The sequence below is a fragment of the Nonomuraea sp. NPDC005501 genome, from assembly GCF_040605905.1.
In the GTDB taxonomy this organism is placed as follows: Bacteria; Actinomycetota; Actinomycetes; order Streptosporangiales; family Streptosporangiaceae; genus Nonomuraea.
This window is the reverse complement of the sequence record NZ_JBEXDT010000030.1, coordinates 20,824-36,059: the sequence shown is the minus strand read 5'-3', so window position 1 is coordinate 36,059 and position 15,236 is coordinate 20,824. Positions and strand designations below refer to the sequence as shown.

General features: G+C 72.4%; 13 protein-coding genes. 5 read left to right on the top strand and 8 right to left on the bottom strand.

The annotated features are described in order from the left end of the window. The first annotated feature begins 97 nt into the window (after nt 1-97). Nucleotides 98-949, top strand: a complete 852-nt coding sequence (gene purU / locus ABZS51_RS17120; protein WP_355441444.1) for a formyltetrahydrofolate deformylase — start codon at nt 98-100, stop codon at nt 947-949. Between the two features lie 178 nt (nt 950-1,127). On the opposite strand, the gene ABZS51_RS17115 is transcribed toward purU, so the two are convergent. The 4 genes from ABZS51_RS17115 to ABZS51_RS17100 all read right to left on the bottom strand — a co-directional run bounded on the left by ABZS51_RS17115 (nt 1,128) and on the right by ABZS51_RS17100 (nt 6,225). Further along, nucleotides 1,128-2,510 carry an alpha/beta fold hydrolase gene (locus tag ABZS51_RS17115; RefSeq protein WP_355441441.1) on the bottom strand — a complete coding sequence of 461 codons (1,383 nt, stop codon included), beginning with the start codon at nt 2,508-2,510 and terminating at the stop codon, nt 1,128-1,130. Nucleotides 2,511-2,672: 162 nt separating this feature from the next. Then, the gene (locus tag ABZS51_RS17110; protein WP_310712241.1) at nt 2,673-3,023 is read right to left on the bottom strand and encodes a VOC family protein; all 351 of its coding nucleotides are present in this window, start codon (nt 3,021-3,023) and stop codon (nt 2,673-2,675) included. Between the two features lie 4 nt (nt 3,024-3,027). Further along, nucleotides 3,028-3,819, bottom strand: a complete 792-nt coding sequence (locus tag ABZS51_RS17105; protein ID WP_355441439.1) for a helix-turn-helix transcriptional regulator — start codon at nt 3,817-3,819, stop codon at nt 3,028-3,030. A gap of 351 nt (nt 3,820-4,170) precedes the next feature. Further along, nucleotides 4,171-6,225 carry a prolyl oligopeptidase family serine peptidase gene (locus tag ABZS51_RS17100; RefSeq protein WP_355441436.1) on the bottom strand — a complete coding sequence of 685 codons (2,055 nt, stop codon included), beginning with the start codon at nt 6,223-6,225 and terminating at the stop codon, nt 4,171-4,173. A 282-nt stretch (nt 6,226-6,507) separates the two neighbouring features. Between ABZS51_RS17100 and ABZS51_RS17095 the strand changes: the two genes are divergently transcribed. The 3 genes from ABZS51_RS17095 to ABZS51_RS17085 all read left to right on the top strand — a co-directional run bounded on the left by ABZS51_RS17095 (nt 6,508) and on the right by ABZS51_RS17085 (nt 8,166). After that, nucleotides 6,508-7,014: an HNH endonuclease gene (locus ABZS51_RS17095; protein ID WP_310712302.1), complete on the top strand. Its 507-nt coding sequence runs from the start codon at nt 6,508-6,510 to the stop codon at nt 7,012-7,014. 101 nt (nt 7,015-7,115) lie between these two features. Next, nucleotides 7,116-7,922, top strand: a complete 807-nt coding sequence (locus tag ABZS51_RS17090) for a GNAT family N-acetyltransferase (RefSeq protein WP_355441433.1) — start codon at nt 7,116-7,118, stop codon at nt 7,920-7,922. 22 nt (nt 7,923-7,944) lie between these two features. Further along, entirely contained in the window at nt 7,945-8,166 is a 222-nt protein-coding gene (locus tag ABZS51_RS17085) for a zinc ribbon domain-containing protein (RefSeq protein WP_310712245.1), read from the top strand. 144 nt (nt 8,167-8,310) lie between these two features. On the opposite strand, the gene ABZS51_RS17080 is transcribed toward ABZS51_RS17085, so the two are convergent. The 4 genes from ABZS51_RS17080 to ilvD all read right to left on the bottom strand — a co-directional run bounded on the left by ABZS51_RS17080 (nt 8,311) and on the right by ilvD (nt 14,477). After that, nucleotides 8,311-9,900 carry a hydantoinase B/oxoprolinase family protein gene (locus ABZS51_RS17080; protein WP_355441430.1) on the bottom strand — a complete coding sequence of 530 codons (1,590 nt, stop codon included), beginning with the start codon at nt 9,898-9,900 and terminating at the stop codon, nt 8,311-8,313. Beyond that, nucleotides 9,897-11,921, bottom strand: coding sequence for a hydantoinase/oxoprolinase family protein (locus tag ABZS51_RS17075; RefSeq protein WP_355441427.1), 2,025 nt, complete (start codon nt 11,919-11,921; stop codon nt 9,897-9,899). The genes ABZS51_RS17080 and ABZS51_RS17075 overlap by 4 nt, the downstream gene beginning before the upstream one ends. A 97-nt stretch (nt 11,922-12,018) precedes the next feature. After that, nucleotides 12,019-12,513, bottom strand: coding sequence for a WYL domain-containing protein (locus ABZS51_RS17070; protein ID WP_355441424.1), 495 nt, complete (start codon nt 12,511-12,513; stop codon nt 12,019-12,021). 125 nt (nt 12,514-12,638) lie between these two features. Continuing rightward, complete coding sequence (gene ilvD, locus ABZS51_RS17065) at nt 12,639-14,477, bottom strand: dihydroxy-acid dehydratase (RefSeq protein ID WP_355441422.1); 1,839 nt, start codon at nt 14,475-14,477, stop codon at nt 12,639-12,641. A gap of 192 nt (nt 14,478-14,669) precedes the next feature. Here ilvD and ABZS51_RS17060 point away from each other — a divergent pair, with 192 nt between their 5' ends. Continuing rightward, the gene (locus ABZS51_RS17060) at nt 14,670-15,233 is read left to right on the top strand and encodes an ATP-binding cassette domain-containing protein (protein ID WP_355441419.1); all 564 of its coding nucleotides are present in this window, start codon (nt 14,670-14,672) and stop codon (nt 15,231-15,233) included. The last annotated feature ends 3 nt before the right edge of the window (nt 15,234-15,236 follow it).

Below are 15,236 nucleotides of genomic sequence, written 5' to 3'. Positions count from 1 at the left end.
GTGTGCCGAAGGGCCGGGTGGGCCCGGCCGGTGGGTTGTAACCTGCCCGGGTCGGCAGCGACCGCGCCTACCATTCCACGTCCGCGAAAGTAATGACATGAGCCCAGCCGAGTACGTCCTGACCCTGTCGTGCCCCGACCGGCCAGGGGTGGTGGCCGCCGTCTCCGGGCTGCTCGCCGGGCAGGGCTGCAACATCACCGAGAGCCAGCAGTTCGGCGACCGGGCCGCGCGCCGCTTCTTCATGCGCGTCCAGTTCACCTCCCCGCTGGCCGAGGACGAGGTCCGGGCCGCTTTCGCCGCGCTGGCGCCGGAGTTCGGCATGGAGTTCGAGCTGCGCGACATGGCCAGGAAGCCGCGGGTGCTCATCATGGTGAGCAAGTTCGACCACTGCCTGAACGACCTGCTCTACCGGGTTCACAAGAAGACCCTGGACATCGAGGTCGTCGCCGTCGCCTCCAACCACCCCGACCTGCGCCCGCTCACCCAGTCGTACGGAATCGACTACCACCACCTGCCGATCACGCCGGAGACCAAGCCCCGGCAGGAGGCCGAGGTGCTGGCCCTGGTGGAGCACTACCAGGTGGACCTCGTGGTGCTGGCCCGCTACATGCAGGTGCTGTCGGAGGACCTCTGCGCCAAGCTGGCGGGCAAGGCCATCAACATCCACCACTCGTTCCTGCCGTCGTTCAAGGGCGCCAAGCCGTACCACCAGGCGCACGCCCGGGGCGTGAAGCTGATCGGCGCGACCGCGCACTACGTCACGTCGCACCTGGACGAGGGGCCGATCATCGAGCAGGAGGTGGCCCGGGTCAACCACAGTCACTCGCCCGAGGACCTCGCCGCCATCGGGCGTGACGTGGAGTGCGTGGCGCTGGCCAGGGCCGTCCGCTGGCACGCCGAGCAGCGCGTCCTCCTCGACGGCCACAAGACCATCGTCTTCCCCCGCTGAGCCGTCCGCCCTGGGCGGGTTGCTGTCAGCGGTGGTGGTGTCGCTCCCCGGTGGCGGCGGATTCGGATCATCCGAGTGAGCTGACCCGGCTCATCACGTTCGACATGGTCGATGAGGCACTGGCGCGGACGGACACGACGCAGGTGCGAATGCGGGAGCCGCCTTCGCGGGGCGCGGGTCAGCACGTCGTGTTCTCGGGTGGGAGGACCTTGTCGGTCAAGTAGCGGTTGATGTGGTCGCGAGCACAGGTGTTCGCGCCGTACAGGGTGTGGCCGGGGCCGTCATGGTTGATCGTGACACTGCCGGCGACCTGGCCGATCGCTCTGGCGACCGCGTCCGATTCGCCCCAGGCGCCCGCGCCGAGCAGAGGCGGAAGGGTCTTGGGAAGCGGGGCGGGCGGGTTGGTGACGGGAGTCGGCCAGCCGATGCACTGCAGCACGCCGGTCGCTATGGTGCCGGCCGGACCCGCGTTGGGGGCGACCTTCCGCAGACGGCTGATCGTCGCGTCGAGCTCCTTGCGGTCGGCGGCGCGAGGCCAGTCGGTGCACTCCGTCACGCCGGTGGCCTGGTCGGGGTAGCGGGCGCCTCTGGCGGGGAGGAAGGCGGAGGCGTCGCCGGCGTGAGCCTTGCGGATGGCCTGCGCCAGGCCCGGCCAGGCGGTCCGGCCCTGTCTGGCCGATGCGATGGCGAAGGCTTGCAGGTCACCGCCCGTGTAGGCGACGTTCTTGGCGGCGGGGACGGGAACGCGGTCGGCTCTGGCCACGAGCGCTCGCCATGTGGCGGGGACGTCCTGGCAGGCGTTGGCGGCACACCAGTCGAAGAAGCGGGTCAGGAACCGCTCGTTGCCCTTCGCCATCTCCTCCAGCTCCCGGCTCCAGTCGGCGGCGCTGTGGTTCCAGGTGCCGTCGAGGACCATCGTGCGCACCTGGTCCGGGAAGAGGCGGGCGTAGGCCTGGCCGTAGAAGCCGGCGTAGGAGGCGCCGTAGTAGTTGAGCTTGGCGCCGCCGAGGGCCTTCCTGATGGCCTCCATGTCGCGGGCGTGGTCGGCGGAGCTCATGGTGGCGAAGAGCGTGGGATCCGCCTGGCGGCAGACCTCCGCCTGACCGCGGTTGGTGTCGGACAGCCGGCCGAAGTCGGCGTCGTTGCGCGGGAACGCGGGGAGCGGGATGCGGGTCCACAGGCAGGGCAGGCCGGTGCTCAGGCCGCCGAACTGCGCGCCGTAGCCGCGGGTGTCCCACGTGACGATGTCCATGCGTTTACGCAGGTCGGTCCACCAGCCGGACTGCGCCTGGGTGATGGCGACGCCGGGCCCGCCCGGGCCGCCGTAGGCGATCAGGGCGACACCCTCCGAGGTGCCGGTGGAGGCGAGGCGGCCCAGCTTGAGGGTGATCTTGCGGCCGCCGGGGTCCTGCCAGTCGACGGGAACCTGAAGGTCGGCGCACCGCATGCCGACCTTGTCGTTGGGGCACGGGCTCCACTCGAGAGCGTCTGCCGCGTGCTGGGCGCGCATCCCGCTCCCGGCGGTCAGCAGGACCAGTGCCATGGCGATTGACTTCAGCATGCGGATCACGATGCTGCACGGGACGGGTGTGGCGCGTCGGACCACGGTCTGATATCCGGGGGCGTGAATCAGACCTGGGTTTGTCATCCCCCTCGGTTCCGGCGTTTCCGCCGTCCGCGGCCGGGTCGGCGGCGGGGGCCCGGCCGTGATGAGACGGCCGGGTCAGGGGCGGTAGGTGCCGAAGAACCACTGGTTGCCGTACGGGTCCTCGCAGGCGTACTCCCTGGACCCGTACGGCTGGTCGGTGAGCTCCATGGTGATGCGGGCGCCCGCGTCCCGTGCGCGGGCGAGGTGGGCGTCGGGGTCGGCCACGGCGATGTAGATCCCCGGGCCGCCGGTCCTGCCCCGGCCCAGCATGATCATGTCGTTCTCGACGAGGAGCTCGGCGTGACTGACCCCGCCCTGGTCGTCCTTGGACACCTCGTGCGCCCGGAAGCCGAACGCGGTGGTCAGGAAGTCGAGGGCGGCGGTGCAGTCCGGGTAGCGCACGAGCGCGTAAACGGTTCGTTCCACATGGTCAGTGTGCGCGGCGGGGCGCGCCGGGTCTTGGACGAATCTGACCGGGCGTCGTGCCGGCCAGCGCCCGGAACTCCCGGTTGAGGTGGGCCTGGTCGTAGAAGCCGCACGCGCCGGCGACGTCGGCGATGGGCGTGCCGGCCCTCAGCAGGGCAGCCGCCCGGCCGAACCGGATCACCCGCGCCGCCGTCTTGGGCGTGATCCCCACCTCGTCGTGGAAGCGCGCCACCAGGTGCCGGTGGCTCCAGCCGAGCGCCTCGGCCAGCGCCGAGACGCGCACCCGGCCGCCGGAGCGCACCAGCTTCGCCCACGCCCACGGCACCTGCGGGCCCAGCTCGGGTCCGGCCAGGATGCGCTCGCGCAGCAGCCGGTCGACCAGCGCCAGCCGGTCGTGCCCCGACGGTGTCTCCGCCAGCCGGGTCAGTGTGGGCTCGGCCAGGGGACCCAGCACGTCGGTGACCGGGACCACGGTGTTGGCCAGGTGGCGCATGGGCAGGCCGTACAGGCGTCTCGCGCCGAACGGGGTGAGGTGCACCTGCACACCGTCGGTCGTTCTGCTTGTCCGGGTCGTCGTGAAACGGTCGCCCGGCCCGGCCGCGAACGACGTGACGCGCACGCCGCCGACCTCCATCGCCGCTCCGAGCCCCAGGATCAGCACCGCGCCGGGGAAGGCCGCCTCGTTGCGCGTCAGCGGGTGTGCGGGGGTCTCGCGGTAGGCGGTCAGGCGTGTCACGTACGGGCGCAGCGCAGGGCTGGGGACGGCGTCCACCATCACGAGCTCCGGCTCGGTCATCAGCTCTGCTCCGAAATCAGCCGCGGCTCCGGCACCTGCCCTGGCCTCGGCTCCGGCGTCGGCCTGGCGTGGGCGTCGGCTCTGGTCCCGGTCCCGGTCTCAGCCCCGGTCCCGGTCCCGGTTCTGGCATCTGCCTGGGCGGGCTCATATGGGCGACTATAGGCGGCGCCACCGACGATTCTCGGCCCCGCGGACCTCCGGGGTAGCGACAGGAGGGACACGGGCAAGGCCGAGGTCGGCTCGCGTGCCGTCCCTGCCCGCCGTGCCCGAAAGGCCGGCGGGCACGGCGAGGCGGACCGGCGATGCGGTCAACAGGCCAGGCCCCGTGATGGCGGGGGAGGGAAGCCGCCCCTACAACCCCGTGTGGTGGGCCAGGAAGGTGAGGGTGTCTGCCGACAGGTCCACCGTGCGGCTGATCGAGCGGGCCCCGTGCCCCACCTCCGTCTCGGTGCGCACCAGGATCGGCCGGTCCGACGACGTCGCGTGCTGGAGCGCCGCGCACATCTTCCACGCGTGCAGCGGGTGGACCCGCGTGTCCGACTGGAACACCGTGAACAGCACCGCCGGGTACGCCACGCCCTCGCGCACGTGGTGGTACGGCGAGTACGACCACAGCCACCGGAACTGCTCCGGGTCCTCGGCCGAGCCGTACTCGACGTTCCAGGTGGCCCCCAGCCCGAACAGCTCGTAGCGGACCATGTCCAGCAGCGGCGCCGAGCACGCCACGGCGGCGTACAGGTCGGGCCGCTGTGTCAGGGCGGCGCCGACGAGCAGGCCGCCGTTGGAGCCGCCGGAGATGGCGAGCTGCTCCCGCGTGGTGACGCCGGTGGCGATGAGGTGCTCGGCCGCCGCGTGGAAGTCGTCGAACACGTTCTGCTTGTCGGCGAGCATGCCCGTGCGGTGCCAGTCCTCGCCCTCCTCGCCGCCGCCCCGCAGGTTGGCGATGGCGTACACGCCGCCCGCCTCCACCCAGGCCAGGATCGACGCGGAGTAGCCGGGCGTCATCGACAGGCCGAAGCCGCCGTAGCCGTACAGGATGGTGGGGCGCGGCCCTTCGGCGTCGACCGGCGCGATGACGAGCATCCGCACCTCGGTGCCGTCCTGGGACCGGTAGACCTCCTGGGAGGTGCGCACCGGCGGCACCTGGACCGCGCCGGGCGAGGCGGCCCAGAGCGTGGTCTCGCCGGTGCGGGCGTCGTAGCGCTGGATGGTCGGCGGGGTGGTGTTGTCGGTGTAGCCGAACCACGCCTCGAAGCCGCCCTCGGGCCGCTCCGACAGGCCGCCGATCGAGCCGAGACCGGGAGTCGGCACCCCGCTGAGGCGCTCGCCCGTGGCCAGGTCGTGCACCGAGATCTCGCTGATGGCGTGACGCGTCCAGCTCACCAGCATGACCGGGCGGTCCAGGTCGTCGAGGATGGCGAAGTCGGACAGCACCGCCTCGGGGTCCTCGGTGATGAGATCGCGCCACCCGTCGGCGCCCGGCGTCGCGGGGTCGGTGACGCAGACGCGGGCGCGCGGCGCGTCGCGGTCGGTGTGGACGTACAGCTTGCCGTCGCGGCCGAACGTGAGCCCCGTCTGCGCGTCCACGCCTTCCTGTACGGCCACGAGCTTCGGCCGGTCCGGCGTCGAGGCGGTCAGGTCGGCCACCCACAGGTCGTTGCGCGGAGCGGTGCCCTCGTGCGCGGAGACCTGCAGCCAGTGCCCGTCGCGGGAGACGGAGACGCCGTAGTAGTTGGTCATCTTCAGGCCCTGGCCGAAGATCATGACGTCGTCCTCGGTGGACGTGCCGATCCGGTGCAGGTAGACGCGGCGGTGGAACTGCGACTCGTTCTCCGGCACCTCGGTGCTCGGCAGGCGGCGCACGTAGTAGAACGCCTCGCCGCCCGGCAGCCAGGCCACGGGGGAGTAGCGGCAGCGGTCGATCGGCCCCTCGACGCGGGAGCCGGTCGCGACGTCGATGATGTAGAGGACCGACTCCTCGTCTCCGCCCACCGAGATCTGGTACGCGAGCAGGCGCCCTTCCTTGTCGGGCTGGACGGCGTCGAGCGTGGTGAGCCCGGACGGGTCGATGGCCATGGGGTCGACCAGCGCCCGCTCGGTGCCGTCGGGCTCGGCGACGTAGTAGACCGCGTGCTCCTGGTCGGGGGTGCGGCGGCTGAAGAAGCAGCGTCCGCCGCGCCAGGCCGGCGTGCCCACGGAGCCGGACCGCAGCAGCTCACCGATGCGCTCCCGGAAGCGCTGCTGCCCGATCTCCCGCTTGAACAGATCGGCCTGAGCGAGCAGCCAGCCCTGCGTCTCGGGGCTGTCCGGATCCTCCAGCCAGCGGTACGGGTCGGGCACGGGCGTCTCGTGCAGGACGTCGACGGTGTCCTCACGGCGCGCGGTGGGATACGGCTCTCGCGTCATGCCCGAACCTTACTGCGAACGAACGCGCGTAAAGCCCGGGTGATACGGGCATAAAACGTACCGTGCGTCCCTCCGGTCATTCCGGGCTGGGGGTTATGGGGTGGCGGGGACCACGCGGGAAACGCCAAACTGGGTGACAGGACGGTGCCGTGGTGCTCATCCGCTGGACCGTCCGGCGGAGGTCCACGTGACGGAAGCATCGATGCCCCAGGAGGGGCCGACAGCCGGGACATGCCACTGCATGTCCCCTTTGATACGCGCGCGGCGGGATGAGGCCCGATGATGCGCCAGGTCCTGCTGCTGAATGCCACCTACGAACCACTCACGACTCTTTCCCTGCACCGCGCCATCGTGCTGGTGCTGCGGGAGAAGGCCGACGTCGTGCACCGCGACGGGCGGGGCGCGGTCCTGCGCTCGGCCAGCCGCACGCTCGACGTGCCCTCCGTGATCCGGCTCCGAAGATATGTCCGCATCCCCTACCGGTCGCGCATCCCCCTCACCCGGGCCGCGCTCATGCGCCGCGACGACTACCGCTGCGCCTACTGCGGCCAGCGGGCCGAGACCATCGACCACGTGATCCCCCGCTCGCGCGGCGGGGCCCACACGTGGGAGAACTGCGTGGCCTCGTGCACGACGTGCAACCATCGCAAGGCCGACAAGTACCTGGAGGAGCTGGGGTGGTCGCTGCGCGTCACCCCGGCGGTGCCACGGGGCGCCCACTGGAGGCTGATCGGCGCCTCGCTGGTCGGTGACCCGCAATGGGCGCCCTACCTCGAAGAGGCCGCCTAGCGCCGGACGACGGGCCCGCACCGAAGAGGTGCGGGCCCGTCGTTCGCCCACCCGCGACAACTGCTTTGTGCCGTTTCACGGGCGGATGGCAGGATCCCGGCATGTGGACCTTCACGGCGGACGTCGCCGAATACGCCGCGGCCGCCGAGCCGTTCCTGCTGGCCGATCCCGTGCGCAACACGGTCCCGCTGACCGTGCTGGCCGACATCCATGAGGGGATGCCGGCGCAGGGCGCGGTTTTCGGCTGGTGGACGTCCGGGGGCGAGGTGCGCGGCGCCGCGTTCCGCACGCCACCCCGGGCGCTCGTGCTCGCCGACATGCCGGTCGAGGCGGGGATCTCCCTGATGCGGGAGAAGATCGGCGACGTTCCCGCCATCGTGGGGCCGCGCCGGCTCGCCGAGGCGGCCTGCGAGGCGCTCGGCCGGTCCGGTGACGTACGCGCCGAGCGCCTCTACCGGCTGGGCGGCCTCACGGTCCCCGGGACGCCGGGGCGGGGCCGGGTGGCCACGGCCGCCGACTTCCCGCTGACGGTGGCGTGGCTGGAGGCGTTCGGCGCCGAGGTGGGCATGGACAGCGGCGATCCGGTCGAGGCGGCCACGCGGCGGCTGGCCCGCGGGGATCTCGTGGTGTGGGAGGAGGACGGCGTGCCCGTCTCGATGGCGGGGGTGTCGCCCGGAGTGGGCGGGATGTGCCGCATCGGGCCTGTCTACACACCTCCGGCCTGCCGGCGACGCGGTTACGGCTCGGCCGTCACCGCCTTCGCCAGCCGCCGGGCGCTGGACGAGCGGTGCGACGAGGTGGTCCTGTTCACCGACCTGGCCAACCCGACGAGCAACGCCGTCTACCAGGCCATCGGCTACGAGCCGGTCGCGGACTACGCGCACGTGAGGTTCGGCGGATCCGCCTGATCCGTCGTCGTACCCTGTGCTCATGCCACGTTACGACTTCCGCTGCCGCGCGTGCGGCTCCACGTTCGAGGTGTCCCGTCCCATGTCCGCCTCCGGCGACCCGGCGCCCTGCCCGGAGGGCCACGACGACACGGTCAAGCTGCTGTCGATGGTGGCCATGACCGGCGGAGCCGCCGCTCCCCGTCCGGCCGCCGGCGGAGGCGGCGGGGGAGGCGGCTGCTGCGGAGGCGGCTGCTGCTCCTGATCCGGGACTGCTCCCGATCCATGGTCTTCCTCTGAACCTGCGGCGCCCGGCGCACGCCTGACCGCCCTGGCTGACCTGCGCACATGCTGGTGAGGTCAGGGCGGCGTGCACAGGCTCCGGCGTGCGGGCCGGGTGCCGCGGACACTACCCGGTCGCGGTCGCGGTGGGCGGGCCGTACCCGCCGCCGCCCCCCGACTCGCAGCGCAGCACGTCACCCACGCCGACCGGCAGGGCGTTGACCTTGAGCATCCGACGCTCGCCCGCGGTGCCCGGGTTGAGCGTGACGCGCGGCGGAGCGCCCGCCTCGCCGCCCGCCAGCCCCCACGCCGGGGTGACCGACCGCTCGAACCACAGGGACAGCGAGGTGCCGGAGCAGAACTCGTACTCGCGGACCACACCGTCGCCGCCCCGCCACCGGCCCGCGCCGCCGCTGCCCGGCCGTACCTCGTAACGGGTGACGCGGACCGGGAACAGCGTCTCCAGCACCTCGATCGGCATGTCGCGCAGCGAGCCGTTGACGTTGTTGATCAGGCACGTCTCGCCGTCGCCGCCCTCCCAGGCGCCCCAGCCACCGACCGTGGCCTCCTGCGAGACGTAGAGCTTGCCGGTGCGCGGGTCGGTGCCGGTGAACTGCACGATCATGGAGTCGCCGTACGACGCCGCGGCGACCCGTTCCGGCAGGGCCGGTGCCAGGGCCTTGACCACGAGGTCGATGAGCAGCCCGAGGTGCGAGTAGTAGTACTGGCACGCGGCAGGGGAGCGGGCGGCCAGCATGGAGCCGGGCCGGGTCTCCACCGACAGCGGCCGGAACGAGCCGCCGTTGAGCGGCACGTCGCCCGACACGAGCAGCTTGTAGCCCACCCGCACCGCCGCGACGGCCTGCGCGGCGCCGCAGTTGACCGGGCCGAGCGCCTGGTCGGCGCAGTCGGTCAGGTCCACGTTCATCGACTCGCCCGACACCGTGACGGTGACGTTCACCGGCAGGGGCGTCGCGAGGTCGATGCCGTCGTTGTCGAGGTACCCGCCCGCCCGGTACACCCCGTCGGGGATGGCGGCGATCGCGGCCCGCTCCATCCGCTCGGTCTGGGCGAAGATCTCGTCCCGGGCGGCCATGACCGTGTCGAGGCCCCACCGGGTGACGATCTCGGCCAGCCGCCGCCGGCCCATCATGACGCAGCTCACCTGGGCGCGCAGGTCGCCGAGCGTGGCATGCGGGAAGCGGACGTTGGCGCCGATGACCTCGTGCAGGTCGGCGCACGGCCGGCCGTCCTCGTACACCTTGACCGGGCCGAGCCGCAGCCCCTCCTGGAAGATCGAGGTGGAGTCCATGGAGCCGCCCGGGTCCTTGGAGCCGACGTCCAGCCAGTGGGCCCGCGACGCCGCGAACCCCACCAGCTCCCCCTCCACGAAGATCGGCCCGTACACGGTCACGTCGTTGAGGTGCGTGCCGCCGATGTAGGAGTCGTTGAGCACCCACACGTCACCCTCGCGCCACACCTCCGGCCCGTGGCGGCGCTCGGTCTCGCGGGTGCACACCTCCAGGTTGCCCAGGAAGATCGGCAGGCCCGACGACTGGCCGAGCACGTTGTGGTCGCGGTCGAGCAGCGCGACCGCGCAGTCCTTGGCCTCGTAGATGACGGGCGTGTAGGAGCTGCGGATGAGCGTGGTGTTCATGTCCTCCGCCGCCTGGACGAGCGCGCAGCGGATGATCTCCGTGGTCACGGGGTCGATCACTGGTCCACCTTCACGATGAGGAAGCCGTTGTCGTCGACCGTGGCCAGGCACCCGGGCGGGACGACCGTGGTCGCGGTCTCCTCCACCACGATGGCCGGCCCGGCCAGCTCTCCGTCGAGATGCGCGCGGCGCAGCACCGGCGTGGTGTGCACGGCGCCGTCGAACACCACGTCCCGTACGGCCGGCGCCGCCTCCGCGGGGACGTCGGGGACGCCGGCGGCGGCGCGCGGGAAGGACCCGAGGCCGGTGCTGCGCACCATGACGAACTCCACCGGGGCCTCGGGGGTGGCGTGGCCGTAGCGGCTGGTGTGGGCCTCGGCGAAGCGGGCGGCGACCTCGCGGAGGAAGCCCGGCCCGGCCGGCTCGCCCGCCTCCCGCAGCGGGATCGTCAGCGTGTAGTCCTGGCCCTCGTAGCGCATGTCGACGGCGTGCTCGACCCTGCGCCGCTCCGCCGGCACGCCCTGCTCGGCCAGGGCCTCCAGCGCCCGCGCCTCCAGGCCGGTGAGCAGCTCCGCCAGCTCGGCTCCGTCGAGGGCGTCCTGCGGCCGGAAGTACGGGTGCGTCAGGTCGCGCCGGACCTCGGCCTCCAGCATGCCCCACGCGGAGAACGCGCCGGGGAAGCGCGGGATGACGACCTCCGAGATGCCCAGCTCGCGGGCGATGAACACCGCGTGCATCGCGCCGGCCCCGCCGAAGGCCACCAGCGAGAACTCCCGCGGCTCCACCCCGTGCTCGACGGTGAGGGTCCGGATGGCCTGGGCCATCTTCGCGTTGGCCACGGCGCACACCCCCTCGGCCAGGTCCAGGGGGTCGAGGGCGAGCTCCTCGGCGAGCGTGGCGACGGCCGCTCCGGCCGCCTCCACGTCGAGCTCCATGAGGCCGCCCGCGAACCACGCCGGGTCCACCCGGCCCAGCACCACGTTCGCGTCGGTGACGGTGGGCCGCGTGCCGCCGCGGCCGTAGCAGGCGGGGCCGGGCATCGCGCCGGCGGACTCCGGGCCCACCCGCAGCGCCCCGGCCTCCGCGTACGCGATGGAGCCGCCGCCCGCGCCGATCGTGTGCAGGTTGACGACGGGCATCAGCACCGGGTGGCCCTCGATGCGCGCCTCGGCGCTCACGTCCGGGCGGCCGTCGACCACCAGCGACACGTCGAACGAGGTGCCGCCCATGTCCACGCAGATGACGTTGCCGCGGCCGAGGAGCCTGGCCGCCGCGACGCCGCCCATGGTGCCGCCCACGGGCCCGGAAAGGAGCGTCTGCAACGGCCTGCGCATGGCGTAGGCGGCGTTGACCAGGCCGCCGGAGGACTGCATGACGTGGACGGGCACGCCCGGCCCGCGCTCGGCGAAGCGCCGCTCGACCTCGGCCAGGTAGCGGCGGACGACCGGGCCGGTGTACGCCTCCAGCACGGCGGAGGAGGTGCGCTCGTACTCGCGCCACTCGCGCGCCACCTCGTGCGACAGCACGACGAGGACGTCGTCGCCCAGCTCCTCCCGCAGGATCTCCCCGGCGCGCACCTCGTGGCGCGGGTCCGCGTACGAGAACAGCAGGCACACCGCGACCGCGTCGAACCCCTCCTCGCGCACCCGCCGGGCCGCCCGCCGCACGCCCTCCTCGTCCAGCGGGACGAGCTCCTCGCCCCGCCAGTCGAGCCGGCCGGCCACCTCGGCCACGTCCTCGCGGGGGACCAGCGGGGTGGGCTTGCGGTAGCGCAGGTCGAACATCCGGTCACGGTTGCCGCGGGCGATGTGGTACACGTCCCCGGCGCCGGCGCTCGCCAGCAGCAGCACGCGCGCGCCCTTGCGCTCCAGCAGGGCGTTGAGCCCCTGGGTGGTGCCGTGCACGAAGTACGAGATCTCGGCGGGGTCGTCGACGACCCGGGCGAGGGCGGTGAACACGCCCTCGGCGAGGTCGTGGGGCGTGGTGGACGCCTTCGACGCCACGACTGACCCGGTCGTCTCGTCGTAGCGGACGACGTCGGTGAAGGTGCCTCCGATGTCCATGGCGACGCGATAGCTCATGCCGTGAACGGTATGCGGTCGGCGGGGCGCGGGCATGTGCGGGCCGCGCGGCGGAGCGCGGCCCGCGGTGCGTCGCGCCTGACGGGCTTTACGGGCGCTACGCGGCCCTGGCGCGCTTGCGGCGCTGGAACGGCAGGAACCGGTCGGCCAGGTGGGGGCGGGACGGGGTCAGCGTCGGCTCGACCGCCAGGATGCGGTCGAAGCGGAACGCCCGGATGGCCCGGCGCATCCGGCACACCCCGACGAGGTACCAGTACTCCCGGTGGACCAGGCACGTCACCGGCTCCACGTCACGGACGGTGACGTGCCCGGCGGCGTCGCAGTAGTGGAGCCGGATCATCATCCGGCTGGTGATGGCGTCGGCGATGAGACGGGCCCGGGAGGCGACCTCCACGGGCAGGGGGTCGGTGAGCGTCGACAGTGTGGCGGCGATGACGTCGTCGTCGAGCTCCAGATGCTCCAGAGCGTGCTGCAGGCCGCGCCTGGCGGTGGCGGCCTGGGGGCCCGTGCCGAGGTGGGCCAGGGAGAGGGCGAGGGCGGCGATCTCGGCGGTCGTCAGCGGGCGGGTGGTGGGCTTCACGACTCTAGCCATACCCCTACGATACGGAGCGCCGCCGACAATTTTCGAAAGCGTGTGCGCAAGCAAGGGAACACTGACCCCCACGGACAGCGCCGCCCGGCGCCCCTCGACGGGGGAGCCGGGCGGTGCGCCGGGTGTCAGCGGGAGAGCTGGGTGAGGTCGCGCGAGGCGCCGGTCGAGGCGGACGTGGTCATCGCCGCGTACGCCTGGAGCGCCACGCTGACGGGCCGCTCGCGGTCGCGCGGGCGGTAGCCGCCGAGGTCGGCCAGCAGCCGCTCGCGCCGCGCCGCCAGCTCGGCCTCCGGCACCCGCAGCTCCAGCACGCGCGACGGGATGTCGATGTCGATGATGTCGCCGTCCTCGACCAGGGCGATCGCGCCGCCCTCGGCGGCCTCCGGCGAGGCGTGGCCGATCGACAGCCCGGACGTGCCGCCGGAGAAGCGCCCGTCGGTCACGAGCGCGCACGCCTTGCCCAGGCCCCTCCCCTTGAGGAACGAGGTCGGGTAGAGCATCTCCTGCATGCCCGGGCCGCCCTTCGGGCCCTCGTAGCGGATGACCACCACGTCGCCCTCCTTCACCCGCCCGCCGAGGATGCCCTCGACCGCCTGCTCCTGCGACTCGAACACGACCGCCGGCCCGCTGAACTTCCAGATCGACTCGTCGACGCCGGCGGTCTTGACCACCGCCCCGTCACGGGCGATGTTGCCGTAGAGCACGGCCAGGCCGCCGTCGGCGGAGTAGGCGTGCTCGAGGTCGCGCACGCAGCCCTCGGCGCGGTCGAGGTCGAGGTCGTCCCAGCGGTTGTCCTGGGAGTACGGCTTGACCGTGCGGACGTTGCCGGGCGCGGCGTGCCACAGCTCGACGGCCTCCGGCAGCACCTGGGGCGAGAGCGGGTCCCACTGGGCCAGCATCGAGCCGAGGGTGCCGCCGTTGACCGTCGGCACGTCGCGGTGGAGCAGCCCGGCGCGGTCGAGCTCGCCCAGGATGGCGGGGATGCCGCCGGCGCGGTGGACGTCCTCGACGTGGTACTTGTTCGTCGCGGGCGCCACCTTGCACAGGCAGGGCACGCGCAGCGAGATCTCGTTGATCTCCTTGAGGCCGAAGTCGACGCCCGCCTCGCGGGCCGCGGCCAGGATGTGCAGGATCGTGTTGGTCGAGCCGCCCATGGCCACGTCGAGCGTCATCGCGTTCTCGAACGCGTCGCGCGTGCCGATCGAACGCGGCAGCACCGACTCGTCGTCGTCCTCGTAGTAGCGGCGGGTGATCTCGACGAGCCGCCGGCCGGCGTCCTCGAACAGCTTCTTGCGCGACCGGTGGGTGGCCAGGATCGTGCCGTTGCCGGGCAGCCCCAGGCCCATGGCCTCGACCAGGCAGTTCATCGAGTTGGCGGTGAACATGCCGGAGCAGGACCCGCAGGTCGGGCAGGCCGCCTCCTCCATCTCCAGCAGCGTGGCGTCGGAGACGGAGTCGTCGGCGGCGGCGACCATGGGGTCGACCAGGTCGAGCTTGCGGCCGGGGGTCTTGCCCGCCTCCATGGGGCCGCCCGAGACGAAGACCGTCGGGATGTTCAGCCGGAACGCGGCCAGCAGCATGCCGGGCGTGATCTTGTCGCAGTTGGAGACGCAGATCAGAGCGTCGGCGCAGTGGGCGTTGACCATGTACTCGACGGCGTCGGCGATCAGCTCCCGCGAGGGCAGGGAGTAGAGCATGCCGCCGTGGCCCATGGCGATGCCGTCGTCGACGGCGATCGTGTTGAACTCACGCGGGATCGCCCCGGCCTCGCGGATCGCGGCGGAGACCACGTCGCCCACGTCGCGCAGGTGCACGTGCCCCGGCACGAACTGGGTGAAGCTGTTGGCCACGGCGATGATGGGCTTGCCGAAGTCGCTGCCCGCTACACCGGTGGCGCGGAGCAGGGCGCGCGCGCCGACCATGTTCCTGCCGTGGGTGACCGTACGAGACCTGAGGGCGGGCATAGTGCTTCTCCCATCGCTTTCCAGTCTTCACATGGTACGGCCCGCCGCCCGGTGGCTGAGACAGGGTGTCCACCAGTCGGACGCTTCGCTCCCGTTCCGTGGGACGCCGGTATCGAAACCCCCAAAGTCGTCAGAAATCGGCGTAAGCTATCTTTTGTACTGACTGGTCAGTTCAAAGGGAGGGAAGTCGCCGTGATCGTCGCCAAGGGCCTGTCCGTTGAGGAGGCTTACGCCGGGGTCTCCCTGGAGGCCGGACCCGGCACGCTCACCGTCGTCGCCGGTCCCGCCGGGAGCGGCCGCACCAGCCTGCTCCTCACGCTGGCCGGGCGGATGAAGCCCACGGCGGGCACCCTTGCCGTGGCGGGCCACGTCAAACCTCGCGCCATCCGCAAGGTCGCCGCGCTGGCCCTCGTGGACGGGGTGACCGACCTCGACAGGGCGCTGACCGTCGGGGAGCACCTGCGCGAGCGGGGGCGGGGGCCGTACCCGAAGGTCTTGGGACAGGCCGGGCTGCGGCTCGGCGACGCCGGCGAGCGGACGCTCGTGCGCGAGCTGGACCGCGAGGGCCAGGTGCGGCTGGGTGTCGCGCTGGCGCTGCTCGACGACCCGAAGGTGATCGTCGCCGACAACGTCGACGCCGGCCTGCCGCCCGACCGGCAGGAGGCGCTCTGGACCCTGCTCGACGGCCTGGACCGCACCGTCGTCGCCTCGTGCGTGCACCCGCCCACCCGCTACGACCACCTCGTGGAGCTGTGATGA

Excerpts from the sequence above, each read along its gene's own strand:
- purU (WP_355441444.1), top strand. The coding sequence starts at position 98 with ATGAGCCCAGCCGAGTACGTCCTGACCCTGTCGTGCCCCGACCGGCCA.
- ABZS51_RS17115 (WP_355441441.1), bottom strand. The coding sequence starts at position 2,510 with ATGCTGAAGTCAATCGCCATGGCACTGGTCCTGCTGACCGCCGGGAGC.
- ABZS51_RS17105 (WP_355441439.1), bottom strand. The coding sequence starts at position 3,819 with ATGACCGAGCCGGAGCTCGTGATGGTGGACGCCGTCCCCAGCCCTGCG.
- ABZS51_RS17100 (WP_355441436.1), bottom strand. The coding sequence starts at position 6,225 with ATGACGCGAGAGCCGTATCCCACCGCGCGCCGTGAGGACACCGTCGAC.
- ABZS51_RS17095 (WP_310712302.1), top strand. The coding sequence starts at position 6,508 with ATGCGCCAGGTCCTGCTGCTGAATGCCACCTACGAACCACTCACGACT.
- ABZS51_RS17090 (WP_355441433.1), top strand. The coding sequence starts at position 7,116 with ATGTGGACCTTCACGGCGGACGTCGCCGAATACGCCGCGGCCGCCGAG.
- ABZS51_RS17085 (WP_310712245.1), top strand. The coding sequence starts at position 7,945 with ATGCCACGTTACGACTTCCGCTGCCGCGCGTGCGGCTCCACGTTCGAG.
- ABZS51_RS17075 (WP_355441427.1), bottom strand. The coding sequence starts at position 11,921 with ATGAGCTATCGCGTCGCCATGGACATCGGAGGCACCTTCACCGACGTC.
- ABZS51_RS17070 (WP_355441424.1), bottom strand. The coding sequence starts at position 12,513 with ATGGCTAGAGTCGTGAAGCCCACCACCCGCCCGCTGACGACCGCCGAG.
- ilvD (WP_355441422.1), bottom strand. The coding sequence starts at position 14,477 with ATGCCCGCCCTCAGGTCTCGTACGGTCACCCACGGCAGGAACATGGTC.